Consider the following 13,531-nt stretch of genomic DNA (forward strand, 5'->3'; position numbering starts at 1 on the left):
TGCCTTGCGCCCCGAATGCGGCCCGGCGGCAGGGCAAAATACGATGATTTCCCAAACCATGAACAAAGCCAGCACCATGAGCCCAGCATCCAGCAGCGCAGCAGACCCTCTCGTCGGCTTTCCGATAGAGCCTTTGAGCCCGCAAGAGTTTGACGAAGTCGATGCCATTCTGGACGACCTGCGCACCCGCTACGACGAGACGCCGCAGTGGGAGTTTTGCGAAGGCTTCATGGCGGCGCTGATCTGCTGCCGCCGACTGATCATGCCCTCGGAGTACCTGCCCGTGTTGTTGGCCATTGGTGACGAAGGCGTGCAGGATGAAGGCTCGTTTGCCGACGACGCCCAGCAACAGCGCTTTTTCGAGCTGTGGACACGGCGCTGGAACGACGTGGCCCAGGCGCTCAATGCCAAGGTGGAAGATCTGGGCGACGAGGCCGCTTACTTTCCCGAGGTGGTGGATATACGTGGCGCCGTAGCCTCGCTGTCCGAGGAGGCACGCGCCGAAATAGGCCCTGAAACAGCGCCGTCGTATGCGCAAATATGGGCGCTGGGCTTCATGTATGCGGTGGAGAGCTGGCCCGAAGAATGGGCGGCGCCGCGCGACAAAGAGGCAGCCCAGTGGCTGGACGAGGCGCTCGATGCCATTGTGGCCCTGACTGACGACGACACCGACCCACCCACGCTGTCGGTCTACGATGAAAACGGCGCACCCAGCGTCAGCGCCCAGCGCCTGGATGCTTATGCCAGCGCGATCTGGGCCGTGTACGACCTGCGCGAACTCTGGCGCACCCTGGGGCCACGCCAGCAGACCGTGCACAAGGCGCCCACACCCGGTCGCAACGATCCCTGTCCTTGTGGCAGTGGCAAGAAATACAAGAAGTGCTGCGGGGCGTGAGATACATCTTCAACCGTCGAACCGCTTATCGGGCAGATTCACCCAGCCGGCCATCGCGGAAATCACTCAGGGCCTGGTAGATTTCATCTTTCGAGTTCATCACAAACGGGCCGTACTGAACGATGGGCTCTTTCAAAGGCTGCCCTGAAATGAGCAGCACCCTGGCGTCCATGCCGGCCTCGATCACCACGCCATCGGCGTGCGCGTCATTGGCCAGAATGGCCATGCGCTGCACCGGTACGACCTTGCCGGCAATGCTGACTTCACCGCGGTAGACGTAGACAAAGGCGTTGTGGCCAGCGGGCAGTTTTTGCTCGAAGCGCGAACCACTGGGCAGGTGCAGGTCGAGGTAGTTCGGTTGCGTGGTGTCGCGTGTCACGGCGCCACTGATGCCGTGGCTTTCACCCGCAATCACCGTCACCGCCACGCCTTCTTCGGTTACAAACTTGGGCAAATCATCGGCCTTGAAGTCACGGTACCAAGGGGTGTTCATCTTGTCGCGTTGGGGCAGGTTCAGCCAGAGCTGAAAGCCTTCCATCACGCCTTCCTCCTGCTGTGGAATTTCAGAATGAATCACGCCTTTGCCGGCCGTCATCCACTGCACGCCGCCGTTTTCGAGCAGACCCTCGTGGCCGGCACTGTCACGGTGCAACATGCGCCCGGCAATCATGTAAGTCACGGTCTCGAAACCGCGGTGCGGGTGATCGGGGAAGCCGGCGATGTAGTCGTCTGGCTGGTCGCTGCCAAAGGCATCGAGCATCAGGAACGGGTCGAGCCGATGCTGCAGGTTTTGTGTCAGCACGCGGGTCAGTTTGACGCCAGCGCCATCCGAGGTGGCCTGGCCGGCAACCAGCTGCTCGATGGTGCGTGACACTTCAACGTTGTGCTTATCTGTGGTGGTGTTCATTTGCAGTTCCTTCTTGATTCGGTGGATTGCGATGGATGGAGTTTATTCGCCAACAATTGGTTTGAAAATCCCTTGAAATGGATATCATTGATCCCATGATGGAACAATCTGACGCGGGCATCGACCCCAATGACCTGCTCATTTTTGCCAACGTGGCCGAGCTGGGCAGCTTTAGCCGCGCAGCGGAACGCATGGGTTTGCCCAAATCCACCGTGTCGCGCCGGCTGGCCGCACTGGAGCAGCGCCTGGGCGAGCGCCTGCTGCTGCGCACCACCCGGCGTCAGTCTTTGACCGAGTTCGGCTTGCAACTGCTGGAGCATGCGCGTCAGGTGGTGTCTGAAGTGGAGGCTGTGACGGCGCTCAGTGAACGTCGCCAGGCCACGCCGAGCGGGCGCTTGCGGGTTTCCATGCCCAGTGACTTTGCCAACCTGCTGTTGGCCGATACGCTGGCGGCCTTCATTGCGCTGTATCCGGCGATCCAGCTGGAGCTCGATTTGTCACCGCGTCGGGTTGACCTGCTGGGTGAAGGCTTTGATGTCGCCCTGCGCATGGGCAACCTGCCCGACGATGCCTCGCTGGCAGCGCGGCGCCTGGCCGTATTTTCTTTCGGTTTGTACGCTGCCCCCAGCTATCTGGCCGAGCACGGGGAGCCCGCTGACCCGGATGATCTGGTCCGGCATGCGGCCATCAGGATGCTGCAAGCCAATGGGGAGGCGGCCTCCTGGACCTTGGCACAGGGAGAGCAGCGCTGGCAGGGTGTGCCGCCGGGCAGGGCCAGCGCCAATGCGCCTGAGCTGCTGATCAAGCTGGCCTGTGCCGGCGCGGGGATTGCGGCGGTGCCAGACTACTTTGCCGCACCTGACGTTCGCCGGGGCGCGCTGCGGCGGGTGTTGCCTGGCTGGTGCCTGCCCAGCCACCCGGCGTGGGCGGTGTTTCCGGAGCGCAAGCTGATGCCAGTGAAGACACGGGTCTTCATCGATATGCTGCAAACTGCGTTGGCACAAGTGCAGCCTTGATGTCAGCAGTTTTGGCAGGCTTGCACCGCACTGTTGACTTCAATGCGCGTGCGCTCGGTCAGATACTCCAGAAAAACGCGCGTGCGCTCGGGCAAAAACTTGCGACTGGGAAGCGCCGCATACAGACTGAGCCGGCCGGTGATCCACGGGCGCAAAACACGCACCAGCTCGCCGCGTGTCAAGTAAGGCGCGACCAAATCCACGGCGACCGACGTGATTCCGGCCCCGTCCAGGGCCGCCCTCAGAAGCGTGTCGGTATGGTTGATCCAAAGGCCGGGCTCCACCGCCACATCCAGAGGTTCGTCCTGGCGTGCCGAATTGAACAAGCGCCATGTGCGTGGACGCAGCCCTGGCGCCTTCAAGCGCAGGACTTCATGCTGCGCCAGGTCTTGCGGTGTTGCCGGCGCACCCTTGCGCTCGATGTAGGCGGGTGAGGCGACCAGAACGGCTTCTGTGGACGAGATCTTGCGTGCAATCACGTCCGCATCAAACGCTTCGTCGGTCGGCATCAGCGTGATGTCGTAGTCCTCAATCGGGGGTTCCTTGAACGACGCCACCTCAATGTTGAGCAAGATCTTCGGGTAAAGCTGTCGGAATCCGGCAATCAAGGGTGCGAGCACATGCGATGCAAGCACGGGTGGCGCCAGCACACGCAACACGCCCTCCAGTTCGTGCGTCTGGGAACGGGCCAAGCCATGGGCCTCATCAATGTCCTGCAGGATGGCGCGCACCCGGCCCAAATAGGTTTCACCCGCCACACTGAGTGACAAGCGGCGTGTACTGCGGTGCAGCAAACGTGTGCCCAGATGGTTTTCCAGATCGGCCACCAGGCGAGTCACCACCGCCGGCGACATGTCCAGCGCCCTGGCGGCGGCGGCAAAGCCACCTTCATCGATGACTTTTTGGAAAACCCGCATTGACATCAATCGGTCCATGGTGCTCCACGTGTGTGTTTCAAGGCCTTGATTATTGCGCAATCAACAACGTATCGATGATTTTCATGCTGTTTATCTTTTGAAATAGAAATTCAATAATTCAACCCATCGATGAAGCGCCAACCATGAAACGCCTCAGAGAAACCCGGACAGACAAGAAATGATTCTCCATCTGCCGGTCAATTTTTAACTTATCAAGGAACCTGATCATGAACCGCAAATATCTCTCTACCCTTACCCTCGCCCTGGCTGCTCTGGCCGCAGGCAACGCCTTGGCTGCCGATTCCGCAGCCCCTAAAACACGCGAGCAAGTGCGTGCCGAATTGCTCGAAGCCCAACGCACGGGAGACATCGTTGCCAATGGCAACTCGGGCAAGAAGCTCAACGAGCTGTACCCCAGCCAATACCCGGCCAAAGCGACCACGCAAGCCAATACCCGCGAACAAGTGCTGGCCGAGTTGGCTCAAGCCAAACGCAGCGGTGAATTGGTGATCGGCCATAACCACGGTGGTCGCTAAGGTGCTGAAGCACGGCATGGTGGCCATCTGAAATTGTTCACCCTGCCGTGGCTACGCTGGCTTGCACTCATCGCATTGAGAATTCCCATTGGATGATTGTTCTATTTTTGGAACTATGTATCTCAATAATAGGGACTTATCAAGAAATATCATCATAAATAGAATAATCAAATTGCTGACCAAGCTCGTGTCGGCATTTCCAACCAAAGAGAACATTGATCATGAAATTACTGCACGTTGACTCCAGCATCCTGGGCACCTATTCCGTTTCCCGCCAACTCAGCGCCGAAATCGTCGCCGAATGGCGCAAGAGCCGTCCCGACACCACGGTCGAGTACCTTGACCTGGCGCTGAACGCCCCCAACCATTTCGGTGCCGACGCCATCGCCATCAAGGGCATCGCCCAGCCCGAGCCCACCGAAGCACAGCGCGCAGAGAACGCCCTGTCCGAGCAGCTGGTGAGCCAGTTCCTTGCTTCCGATGTGATCGTCATCGGCGCACCGTTCTACAACTTCTCCATCCCGACCCAGCTCAAGGCCTGGATCGATCGTCTGGCGCAACCGGGTCGCACCTTCACTTACAACGAGAAGGGCCCGTTGGGTCTGGCAACCGGCAAGACCGTGATTGTGGCGTCCACACGCGGCGGAGCCTATTCGACCAGCGAAGGCGGTCAGGCCATGGAACATCAGGAGAGCTACCTCAAGGTGGTCTTTGGCTTCTTCGGCATCACCGACGTGCGCATTGTTCGTGCTGAAGGTTTGGCGATGGGTGATGCACCCAAGGCCGCAGCACTGAGCGCAGCGCGCGCCGACATGGAACTGGCCACGGCCTAGCCCCCACTATTAGAAAGTCACATCGTGCGTCGTCAGTTATGGGTTCGTCTGTTCGCAGTTTTCGTCCTGGCAACAAGCAATCTGCTGGCGGTGCCGGCGCGTGCCCAGGATCAGACTGCGGATGCCTTCATCAAGCACCTGTCCTCCGAGATGCTCAACAGCATCAAGACTGACCCTGCAAGTCGGGTTGGCAATGTGCCCGCCATCATCGCGTTGGTGGACGCCAAGCTCATGCCCAACGTGAATTTCAAACGCATGACCTCTTCCGCCGCGGGGCCGACCTGGCGGCAAATGACGCCCGAACAGCAAAAGCGCCTGCAGGAAGAGTTCAAGATCTTGCTGGTACGCACTTACGCCGGTGCTTTGTCCCAGATCGATGATGTGACCGTTGCTGTGAAGCCTTTACGCGCGGCCCCGGATGACAAGGAATTGGTAGTGCGTACCGATGTCAAAGGTCGTGGCGACCCGATTCAGTTGGACTACAGGCTGGAAAAAACACCTGGTGAGGGCAGTAGCTGGAAAATCTACAACCTGAACATCATGGGTGTCTGGCTGGTGGAAACCTACCGCAGCCAGTTCGCGCAAGAAATTAACGCCAAGGGTGTTGATGGCTTGATCGCCGCCCTGGCGGATCGCAACAAGTCCAATGCGAAAAAGGGTTGACGCCAATCGGTTCGCCTACGGAAAAAGTTGATTCAACAAATTACTGTCAGCCATGCGCACGATCCAGGTCCAGCTCATGGTGGGTTCTAAAGGATCTTTGACACCCAGGTGGCCAGCAGACTGAGCACAAGCGTCGTGCTCAGCGGAATGAACCAGTCACGACCGAACAGCCGGAATGAGAAGTCGCCGGGCAGCTTGCCAAAGCCCAGTTTCTGCAGCCAGGGCATGAGCCCGTTGAGCAGCAGCAAGGCGAGAAAAACGACGACGAGCCAGCGCAACATGAGGGTCCGTGAAGCAGGCGGGTGGCGGCACACGCGCTACAGCGTGTGCGTGCGGTCACCTTCGGAAAAGCCCAAGGCCTGCCACGGCTCGCCCTTGTAAAAACCGATGACCTTGAACAGCTCGCCCATCTCATGCTCCATGATCAGTTTTTGCGCCCGCACCCGTTCCTGCAAAGTGGCGTTTTCCATCCTGCTCACCAGACCACAGTTGATCAAGAACCGCGCCTGCGTGCAATAGCCCAGCACGCCCCAATCCTCCATCTGGCAGGCCAGCGCGATACCGGTGAAATTGACATGCGCGGTGATGTCCTTCAGGCCCACGTCGGTCAGCGGGTCGGTATCGGACTGGTGGCTGCGGTGGCACATCACGGTGCCCATGTGGCGCTGCGCATGGTAGTACTCGTGCTCGGGAAAGCCGTAGTCGATGAAGAAAGCCGCGCCGGCGCTCAGCTTGTCGGCCAGGGTGCGGATGAACGACTCGCCCTGGGGGTGGATTTCGGTCAGGTAGTCGTGCTCGCCATCAATGGCCAGCGGTGGGCGTAAATCAGTCGGGCGATCCTGCCAGATCAATTCTGAAGCCGCACCGAGTGCCACGCCGCGCTCAAACCAGACGCCCTTGACCCGGGCCAGCAACTTGACCGGCATGGCGTCCAGCACTTCATTGCCGATCACCACGCCTTGCAGCGTGTCGGGCAGTTCATTCACCCATTGCACGGTGTCGCCGAATTTTTCCAGTGTGGCTTGCTGGCGCTCGCGCAGGCTGCCGGACAAATCAACAATGCTGTAGCGCGTCAAAGCCTGCCCCTGCGCTGCCAGCGCCTCCAGCACCTGCAAGGCCAGCGCACCCGAGCCGGCGCCAAACTCCCACACCTCGTGCGTCTGCGTCACCTGCAAGGCCTGCGCCACCTGGGCCGCCAGGGTCTGGCCAAACAGCGGCGTCATCTCGGGCGCGGTGACGAAGTCGCTGCCCGCCACGGTCACGCCCGCTTGTCTGGCATAGGGCAGGGCGCCAAATTTGGCGCTGTTGTTGGCGTAATAGCCCAGACCCGGCGTGTACAGCGCCAGGGCCATGAATTCATCAAAGCCAATCCAGCCGCCATGGTGAGTGATGGTTTGGCCAATGTGGGCGCCCAGGGCGCTCGTTAAACTGTAGGGTATTGTCATAACACGCTGAATTGTCCCCGAATGTCTGCCCCCCCCTCAACCCGCACGGTCCTGGTCACCGGCGCTGCCAAACGCCTGGGGCGTGAAATCGCGCTCGCGCTGGCCAAAGACGGCTGGCAGGTGGCGGTGCATTATCGGGACTCGCTTGAAGATGCTAGAAAAACAGTAGCTGACTGCGCAGATTTGGCGGGGGCTAGCGCCTTATTCCGTGCAAATTTGACGAACGAGGCAGCGGTGCGTCATTTGCTGCCGCAGGTGATTGCCCAGTTCGGCCGGGTTGACGCCATCGTCAACAGCGCCTCCACCTTCGAGCATGACAGCGCCGCCAGTTTCAGCTTTGCGGCGATGGACAAGCACATGCGCAGCAATGCCGGGGCCGCCATTATTCTGAGTGAAGCGCTGCACGCCCACGTGGTGGGGCGCGACGGCCCGGCCAGCGCGCAGGCCCGCCGCCCGCTGGGTGTGGTGGTCAACCTGCTGGACCAGAAGTTGTGGAACCAGAACCCGGATTTTTTCAGCTACACACTGTCCAAAGCCGCACTGGAGGCGGCCAACACCATGCTGGCGCTGGCGCTGGCGCCACACCTGCGTGTGGTCGGCGTGGCGCCGGGCCTGACGCTGACCAGCCACTTGCTGAACCACGACAAGTTTGAAGCGCTGCACCAGCTCTCGCCGCTGGGCCGCTCGTCGACGGCGGCGGATGTGGCGGCAACCGTCAAATTTGCCATCGACAACCAGTCCATCACCGGCACCACGCTGCTGGTGGATGGCGGCCAGCACCTGATGAAATTCGAACGCGATTTTTCCATGCTGTGACCCTCGGCACGGCCAACTCTCTCACCCCCAAAATGATGAATTCCCCCACCAGCGGCCACAGCCTGGGTCAGCAGACCCTGACCCTCACCGGCTTGCGTTTTGATGCCAACCTGGGCATTCTGGAAGCTGAAAGAACCGCGCCACAGCCGATTCAGGTTGATGCCGAACTGAGCCTGGGCGCGCAGCCGCTGCTGCCCCACGATGACGAGATCACCCATGTGCTGGACTACCGCAAGGTGCGCAAAATCATCATTGACGAATGCACCGCCGAGCACGTCAACCTGCTCGAAACCCTGATTGGCAAGCTGGCCAACCGCCTGATGCAACTGCCCGGCGTGCTGGGCGTGCGGGTGAAGATTGCCAAGCTGGAGATATTTGACGACTGTGAAGTGGCGATTCGCATGGAAACCGGACAGTGGTCGTAAGACCTATTAGGAACAAGACAATGAATGCAGTCTGGACAGACAACGATACGCAAGCCGAAGATTTGAGCCCGCAAGGCCGCGTTGCAAGCCAACTGGTCAGGCTGAAGTCTGACCTGCAAGCCTTTGCTGACGCGACGGCGAGTGCCCCGGCAACGCGCGAACCCAAAATCGAGCGTGAAACCCACAAGCTTGAAAAGCGCCTGTGCCGCCAGGTCGGCCAGGCCATCATGGACTTCAACATGATTGAAGAGGGCGACCGCGTGATGGTCTGCGTCTCGGGCGGCAAGGACAGTTATGGGCTGCTGGACATCTTGCTCAAAATGCAGCAGCGCGCGCCGATCAACTTTGAGATCGTGGCCGTCAACCTGGACCAGAAGCAGCCCGGCTTTCCGGCCCACATCCTGCCCGAGTACCTGGCCAAACTCGGCATCGAGTTTCACATTGAAACCCAGGACACCTACAGCATCGTCAAAAAAGTCATCCCCGAGGGCAAAACCATGTGCAGCCTGTGCAGCCGCCTGCGCCGGGGCATTTTGTACCGGGTGGCCGACGAGCTCAAGATCACCAAAATCGCGCTCGGCCACCACCGCGACGACATGCTGCAAACCTTCTTCCTGAACATGTTCTTCGGTGGCAAACTCAAGGGCATGCCGCCCAAGCTGGTGAGCGACGACGGCGGCCACATCGTGATCCGTCCGCTGGCCAATGTGGCCGAAAAAGACCTGACGCGCTGGGCCGCGCACCGCCAGTTCCCGATCATCCCGTGCAGCTTGTGCGGCAGCCAGGAAAACCTGCAGCGCCAGCTCATCGGCCAGATGCTGCGCGACTGGGAAAAACAGTACCCGGGTCGCACCGAGACCATGTTCACCGCGCTGCAAAACGTGGTGCCCTCGCACCTGATGGACGCCACGCGCTACGACTTCAAGGGCCTCAAAATCACCGGTGTGCCGGACGCCGATGGCGACCGGGTGTTCGATGAAGAAACGTTCCCGATGGCCAAGCTGGCCGGTGTGCAGGTGCTGGGTTCGTCCTGCTGAGTTTATAGAAAACAAGGCGCCAGCCCCTATAAATACTGTGTTTGTTGCTACTTTATTTATAGTGGTTTCCGAGATCCATTAGCGCACTCCAATCACTCAAAACACCATGCACGCCACCCGCATCATTGCCATTCGCCACGGCGAAACTGCCTGGAATGTCGATACCCGCATCCAGGGGCAGCTCGACATCGAACTCAACGCCAAAGGCCGCTGGCAAGTCCACCGCCTGGCCAAGGCCCTGGCGCGTGAGCCCATCAGTGCCATCTATTCCAGTCATCTGCGGCGCGCCCATGACACCGCACGCGCCATTTCCAGTGCGACCGGCCGCACGCTGCAGACCCACGCCGGCTTGCGCGAACGCGGTTTTGGCGTGTTTGAGGGCAAGACCTTTGCCGAGCTTGAAGCCGTCTGGCCCGAGCAGGCGCTGCGTTGGCGCAAACGCGATCCGCTGTGGGCGCCCGAAGGAGGCGAGTCGCTGACCGACTTGCGCGAACGCATCACGCGCACCGCTTCCGAATTGGCGGCGCGCCACGTGGGGGAGCAGATTGTGCTGGTCGCGCACGGCGGCGTGATGGACGTGCTGTACCGCGCCGCCACCGGGCAAGAGTTGCAGGCGCCGCGCACCTGGGACCTGGGCAACGCCGCCATCAACCGCCTGCTGTGGACGCCGGGCGGCTTCACGCTGGTGGGCTGGTCCGACACGCGCCATCTGGACGACGATGCGCTCGATGAGACGAGCGCCTGAGGGCGCCGAGCTGTGACCCCATTGCCATGAGCCTGCGTTCTCCAACACCCATCACCGAGCGCAACGGTCGACTTGAGCTGTTGCTGATCGCGCTTGCGGTCCTGTCCACCGCGACACGCGTGCTGGACCTGACAACGCTGCACTTTGTCTTCAAACCGCTGACGATGCTGGTAGCTATTGCTTTGGTAGCGGCTCGTTCTTATTCGACGGGGGCTGTAGCCAGATTTGATTCATATTTGTTGGCCGCGCTAGCAGCCTCGCTGGCGGGCGATGTGTTTCTGATGTTGCCCGGCAACTACTTCATCCCGGGCCTGGCCTCCTTTCTGGTGGCTCATCTTTTCTACATCGCCTTGTTCCGTCAGGGTGTGCCCTGGTTTCCCAGCCGCCGCGCCTTGGCTGGCACGCTGGGTATCGGTGCCGCCATGTACGCCTGGGTCTGGGGCGGGCTGGCCGACCCGGTCTTGAGAGTCGCCGTGGCGGCCTACGTCAGCGTGATTGCACTGATGGTGGCGCAGGCCATCGGTCGTGCGGCGACGGTGCGTGATACAGCCGCCAAGGCCGTGGGCCTGGGCGCCTGCGTCTTCATGCTCAGCGACGCGCTGATCGCCGTCAACCGCTTTGTGCAGCCGCTGCCGCTGGTGTCTTTATGGGTGCTGGCGAGCTACTACACGGCGCAGATTCTGATCGTGCACAACGCCCGGCCGGTTGCCCCGGCGGCTCCCGCTACACTTGCCTGACCTAGCCCGCATCAACGTATTCAGCGACTTCAGCGCGCAGGCAATGTCTTGTTTGGGGCGCCAACTTTTGGAGAATTTCAGTGCAGCTCGTTTGTCTTGACCTTGAAGGTGTCCTCGTCCCCGAAATCTGGATCGAGTTTGCCAGTCGCACCGGCATCCCGGCGCTCTCGCGCACCACGCGCGACGAACCCGACTACGACAAGCTGATGAAATATCGGCTCGACTTGCTCAAGACCCACAAGCTCGGCCTGCCCGATATTCAAAAGGTGATCTCGGACATGGGGCCGATGGCCGGTGCCCGCGACTTTCTGGACGCGTTGCGGCGCGACTACCAGGTCATCATTCTGTCTGACACTTTTTATGAATTTGCCATGCCTCTGATGGCGCAACTGAACATGCCGGTGCTGTTCTGCCACAAGCTGGAGGCCGACGCCAACGGCTTTCTGGTGAACTACCACCTGCGCATGCCAAACCAGAAAAAAGAAGCGGTGCAGCGTTTTCGGGAGCTGCAATTCAAGGTGATTGCAGCCGGGGACTCCTACAACGACACCGCGATGCTGGCTGCGGCCAACGCCGGCATCCTGTTTCACCCACCGCAAAACGTGATCGACGAGTTTCCCCAGTTTCCGGTTACGCTCAATTACACCGAACTGCGTTCTGAGATCGACAAGGCAGCCAAGCGCTAAGCGCATCAATCGCTTCCTGTTGTTTGCCCCTGCTGGCGGCCATGCTGTCAGATCCTGGCCATTCATCCATGGCAACTGTTTGCTTCGAATTGTCTCCAGCTCCCTACATGAACAGTCAAGCGCACCATGTATGCGCAAGCCAACAAAGCCGGTAAATTTGGCAGCAGGATTGGTTTGGACGCACCCACGGGGCGGGCCAATCAACATGAGAGCGACAAAACATCATGCAGACCGTTCAAACAGGATCGGCCCAAGCCGATTGGCTGCCCGTGGCCGCCCCCACTGTTGCGTCGGCTGAACCGGGCGGTTCGGCGTCGGACACTCGGATTTCGCGCCTGGTCGGCCAACTCTACGAGTGCGCCCCAACGGCCGAGCAAGTCCCCCTGCTGGAGCATTTGTTGAGCCCCTTGGGTGCGCTCGCTCGCGTCACCGTGGCCCATGGCGTTTTTGCGGAAAGCGTGTTTCGCAGCGGCTGGCGTGACTTGCAGGTTCGACTGGCGGATGTGCCGAAGGTGAGCATCGACCACGTCATCGACCTGGTCGACTATGTCCAGCAGGTGAGCGTCGAATCTGTCGATGCCTTGGCCGAGAAGATCAAGGCGTGGCCGGTGATCGCCAGTTCGGTGACTTCAGGACTGCTGGTAACCGAGCTGATGCAGCGTGCAAAACTCCATCGTCTGGTGCGTGATCGGGACGACTGGGAGTCATGACGCATACGCCGCATCGGTTGACCTGATGCAGGTCCAAGCTGTTGTTTATTTTGCCTACTCTGGCCGCATGGCGCCAAACATGTCGCCACCGCTCTGCGCCGCAGGCGGCGTAACGCCCAGGTGTTTGTACGCCGCCAGCGTGGCAATACGCCCGCGCGGCGTGCGCTGCAGGTAACCTTGCTGGATCAGGTAGGGCTCAATCACGTCTTCAATCGTTTCCCGCTCTTCGCCAATGCTGGCGGCAATGTTGTCCAGGCCAACCGGGCCGCCGTCAAAGCGGTGGATCACCGCTTCCAGCAGCTTGCGGTCCATCAGGTCAAAGCCTTGTGGATCCACGTCGAGCATGACCAGGGCGCGGTGGGCAATATCGAGCGTGATCTCGCCCGCACCTTTCACATCGGCGTAATCGCGCACCCGGCGCAGCAGGCGGTTGGCAATGCGCGGCGTGCCACGGGAACGCCGGGCAATCTCAAAGCCTCCCTTTTCATCGGTCGGCACCTTGAGCAGGCCGGCACTGCGCCTGACAATGCTCGCCAGTTCTTCGGGGGAGTAGAACTCCAGCCGCGCCACAATGCCAAAACGGTCACGCAGCGGGTTGGTCAGCATGCCGGCGCGGGTGGTGGCACCGATCAGGGTGAAGGGTTGCAGGTCGAGCTTGATCGAGCGCGCCGCCGGGCCTTCGCCGATCATGATGTCAATCTTGTAGTCTTCCAGCGCGGGGTACAAGATTTCTTCCACCACCGGGCTCAGGCGGTGAATCTCGTCGATGAACAGCACATCATTCTTTTCCAGATTGGTCAGCAGCGCCGCCAGATCCTTCGGTTTTTCCAGCACCGGGCCGCTGGTTTGGCGCAAGTTGACGCCGAGTTCGTGTGCAATGATGTGACTTAACGTTGTTTTGCCCAGGCCGGGGGGGCCAAACAACAGCACATGGTCGAGCGCCTCGTCGCGCATCCTGGCGGCACTGATAAATATTTCAAGCTGCTCGCGCACCTTGGCCTGCCCGACATACTCATCGAGCAGCTTGGGCCGCAAGGCGCGCTCAACTGCCTCCTCGTTGGGAGAGGCGGGCGCGCCCGACAGGATGCGTTTGGGCGGCGGGGCGGCAAAGTCGTCGGTTTGAATGCTCACGGCAGGTGGGGGTGCTAAAGGAAGCTTGACTA

General features: G+C 60.5%; 17 protein-coding genes. 12 read left to right on the forward strand and 5 right to left on the reverse strand.

Features of this window, described 5'->3' with window-relative positions; genetic code table 11:
- Positions 1–76 precede the first annotated feature (76 nt).
- On the forward strand, positions 77–895 hold the full coding sequence (locus RFER_RS04015; protein ID WP_244095797.1) for a UPF0149 family protein: 819 nt from the start codon (positions 77–79) through the stop codon (positions 893–895).
- A 25-nt stretch (positions 896–920) separates the two neighbouring features.
- Here RFER_RS04015 and RFER_RS04020 read toward each other — a convergent pair whose 3' ends face one another.
- On the reverse strand, positions 921–1,802 hold the full coding sequence (locus tag RFER_RS04020; protein ID WP_011463128.1) for a pirin family protein: 882 nt from the start codon (positions 1,800–1,802) through the stop codon (positions 921–923).
- Positions 1,803–1,879: 77 nt separating this feature from the next.
- On the opposite strand from RFER_RS04020, the gene RFER_RS04025 reads away from it, so the two are divergent.
- On the forward strand, positions 1,880–2,818 hold the full coding sequence (locus tag RFER_RS04025; protein ID WP_011463129.1) for a LysR family transcriptional regulator: 939 nt from the start codon (positions 1,880–1,882) through the stop codon (positions 2,816–2,818).
- Between the two features lie 2 nt (positions 2,819–2,820).
- On the opposite strand, the gene RFER_RS04030 is transcribed toward RFER_RS04025, so the two are convergent.
- Positions 2,821–3,753: a LysR family transcriptional regulator gene (locus RFER_RS04030; protein WP_011463130.1), complete on the reverse strand. Its 933-nt coding sequence runs from the start codon at positions 3,751–3,753 to the stop codon at positions 2,821–2,823.
- Between the two features lie 209 nt (positions 3,754–3,962).
- Here RFER_RS04030 and RFER_RS04035 point away from each other — a divergent pair, with 209 nt between their 5' ends.
- The 3 genes from RFER_RS04035 (at position 3,963) to RFER_RS04045 (ending at position 5,767) form a co-directional block, all read left to right on the forward strand.
- A complete protein-coding gene (locus RFER_RS04035) occupies positions 3,963–4,271 on the forward strand; it encodes a DUF4148 domain-containing protein (protein WP_011463131.1) in 309 nt (102 codons plus the stop codon).
- A 221-nt stretch (positions 4,272–4,492) separates the two neighbouring features.
- Positions 4,493–5,104 carry an FMN-dependent NADH-azoreductase gene (locus RFER_RS04040; protein WP_011463132.1) on the forward strand — a complete coding sequence of 204 codons (612 nt, stop codon included), beginning with the start codon at positions 4,493–4,495 and terminating at the stop codon, positions 5,102–5,104.
- Between the two features lie 24 nt (positions 5,105–5,128).
- The gene (locus RFER_RS04045; protein WP_011463133.1) at positions 5,129–5,767 is read left to right on the forward strand and encodes an MlaC/ttg2D family ABC transporter substrate-binding protein; all 639 of its coding nucleotides are present in this window, start codon (positions 5,129–5,131) and stop codon (positions 5,765–5,767) included.
- Positions 5,768–5,853: 86 nt separating this feature from the next.
- On the opposite strand, the gene RFER_RS04050 is transcribed toward RFER_RS04045, so the two are convergent.
- A complete protein-coding gene (locus RFER_RS04050) occupies positions 5,854–6,048 on the reverse strand; it encodes a DUF2905 family protein (RefSeq protein ID WP_011463134.1) in 195 nt (64 codons plus the stop codon).
- A gap of 36 nt (positions 6,049–6,084) precedes the next feature.
- A complete protein-coding gene (locus tag RFER_RS04055; RefSeq protein WP_011463135.1) occupies positions 6,085–7,212 on the reverse strand; it encodes a class I SAM-dependent methyltransferase in 1,128 nt (375 codons plus the stop codon).
- 21 nt (positions 7,213–7,233) lie between these two features.
- Between RFER_RS04055 and RFER_RS04060 the strand changes: the two genes are divergently transcribed.
- The 7 genes from RFER_RS04060 (at position 7,234) to RFER_RS04090 (ending at position 12,368) form a co-directional block, all read left to right on the forward strand.
- The gene (locus RFER_RS04060; RefSeq protein ID WP_011463136.1) at positions 7,234–8,028 is read left to right on the forward strand and encodes an SDR family oxidoreductase; all 795 of its coding nucleotides are present in this window, start codon (positions 7,234–7,236) and stop codon (positions 8,026–8,028) included.
- Between the two features lie 32 nt (positions 8,029–8,060).
- The gene (locus RFER_RS04065; protein WP_011463137.1) at positions 8,061–8,453 is read left to right on the forward strand and encodes a dihydroneopterin aldolase; all 393 of its coding nucleotides are present in this window, start codon (positions 8,061–8,063) and stop codon (positions 8,451–8,453) included.
- Positions 8,454–8,473: 20 nt separating this feature from the next.
- Positions 8,474–9,490: a tRNA 2-thiocytidine(32) synthetase TtcA gene (ttcA, locus tag RFER_RS04070; RefSeq protein WP_011463138.1), complete on the forward strand. Its 1,017-nt coding sequence runs from the start codon at positions 8,474–8,476 to the stop codon at positions 9,488–9,490.
- Between the two features lie 106 nt (positions 9,491–9,596).
- Positions 9,597–10,235 carry a histidine phosphatase family protein gene (locus RFER_RS04075; protein WP_011463139.1) on the forward strand — a complete coding sequence of 213 codons (639 nt, stop codon included), beginning with the start codon at positions 9,597–9,599 and terminating at the stop codon, positions 10,233–10,235.
- A gap of 26 nt (positions 10,236–10,261) precedes the next feature.
- Positions 10,262–10,972, forward strand: a complete 711-nt coding sequence (locus RFER_RS04080; RefSeq protein WP_011463140.1) for a lysoplasmalogenase — start codon at positions 10,262–10,264, stop codon at positions 10,970–10,972.
- A gap of 80 nt (positions 10,973–11,052) precedes the next feature.
- On the forward strand, positions 11,053–11,658 hold the full coding sequence (gene thrH, locus RFER_RS04085; RefSeq protein ID WP_011463141.1) for a bifunctional phosphoserine phosphatase/homoserine phosphotransferase ThrH: 606 nt from the start codon (positions 11,053–11,055) through the stop codon (positions 11,656–11,658).
- A gap of 224 nt (positions 11,659–11,882) precedes the next feature.
- Entirely contained in the window at positions 11,883–12,368 is a 486-nt protein-coding gene (locus RFER_RS04090; RefSeq protein ID WP_011463142.1) for a hypothetical protein, read from the forward strand.
- A gap of 54 nt (positions 12,369–12,422) precedes the next feature.
- Here RFER_RS04090 and ruvB read toward each other — a convergent pair whose 3' ends face one another.
- Positions 12,423–13,499, reverse strand: coding sequence for a Holliday junction branch migration DNA helicase RuvB (gene ruvB / locus RFER_RS04095; protein ID WP_011463143.1), 1,077 nt, complete (start codon positions 13,497–13,499; stop codon positions 12,423–12,425).
- Between the last annotated feature and the right edge of the window lie 32 nt (positions 13,500–13,531).

The organism is Rhodoferax ferrireducens T118, from assembly GCF_000013605.1.
GTDB lineage: Bacteria > Pseudomonadota > Gammaproteobacteria > Burkholderiales > Burkholderiaceae_C > Rhodoferax > Rhodoferax ferrireducens.

Excerpts from the sequence above, each read along its gene's own strand:
- RFER_RS04060 (WP_011463136.1), top strand. The coding sequence starts at position 7,234 with ATGTCTGCCCCCCCCTCAACCCGCACGGTCCTGGTCACCGGCGCTGCC.
- ttcA (WP_011463138.1), top strand. The coding sequence starts at position 8,474 with ATGAATGCAGTCTGGACAGACAACGATACGCAAGCCGAAGATTTGAGC.
- RFER_RS04080 (WP_011463140.1), top strand. The coding sequence starts at position 10,262 with ATGAGCCTGCGTTCTCCAACACCCATCACCGAGCGCAACGGTCGACTT.
- RFER_RS04090 (WP_011463142.1), top strand. The coding sequence starts at position 11,883 with ATGCAGACCGTTCAAACAGGATCGGCCCAAGCCGATTGGCTGCCCGTG.
- RFER_RS04035 (WP_011463131.1), top strand. The coding sequence starts at position 3,963 with ATGAACCGCAAATATCTCTCTACCCTTACCCTCGCCCTGGCTGCTCTG.
- RFER_RS04030 (WP_011463130.1), bottom strand. The coding sequence starts at position 3,753 with ATGGACCGATTGATGTCAATGCGGGTTTTCCAAAAAGTCATCGATGAA.
- RFER_RS04015 (WP_244095797.1), top strand. The coding sequence starts at position 77 with ATGAGCCCAGCATCCAGCAGCGCAGCAGACCCTCTCGTCGGCTTTCCG.
- RFER_RS04020 (WP_011463128.1), bottom strand. The coding sequence starts at position 1,802 with ATGAACACCACCACAGATAAGCACAACGTTGAAGTGTCACGCACCATC.
- RFER_RS04075 (WP_011463139.1), top strand. The coding sequence starts at position 9,597 with ATGCACGCCACCCGCATCATTGCCATTCGCCACGGCGAAACTGCCTGG.
- RFER_RS04055 (WP_011463135.1), bottom strand. The coding sequence starts at position 7,212 with ATGACAATACCCTACAGTTTAACGAGCGCCCTGGGCGCCCACATTGGC.
- RFER_RS04065 (WP_011463137.1), top strand. The coding sequence starts at position 8,061 with ATGATGAATTCCCCCACCAGCGGCCACAGCCTGGGTCAGCAGACCCTG.
- RFER_RS04050 (WP_011463134.1), bottom strand. The coding sequence starts at position 6,048 with ATGTTGCGCTGGCTCGTCGTCGTTTTTCTCGCCTTGCTGCTGCTCAAC.
- RFER_RS04025 (WP_011463129.1), top strand. The coding sequence starts at position 1,880 with ATGGATATCATTGATCCCATGATGGAACAATCTGACGCGGGCATCGAC.
- RFER_RS04040 (WP_011463132.1), top strand. The coding sequence starts at position 4,493 with ATGAAATTACTGCACGTTGACTCCAGCATCCTGGGCACCTATTCCGTT.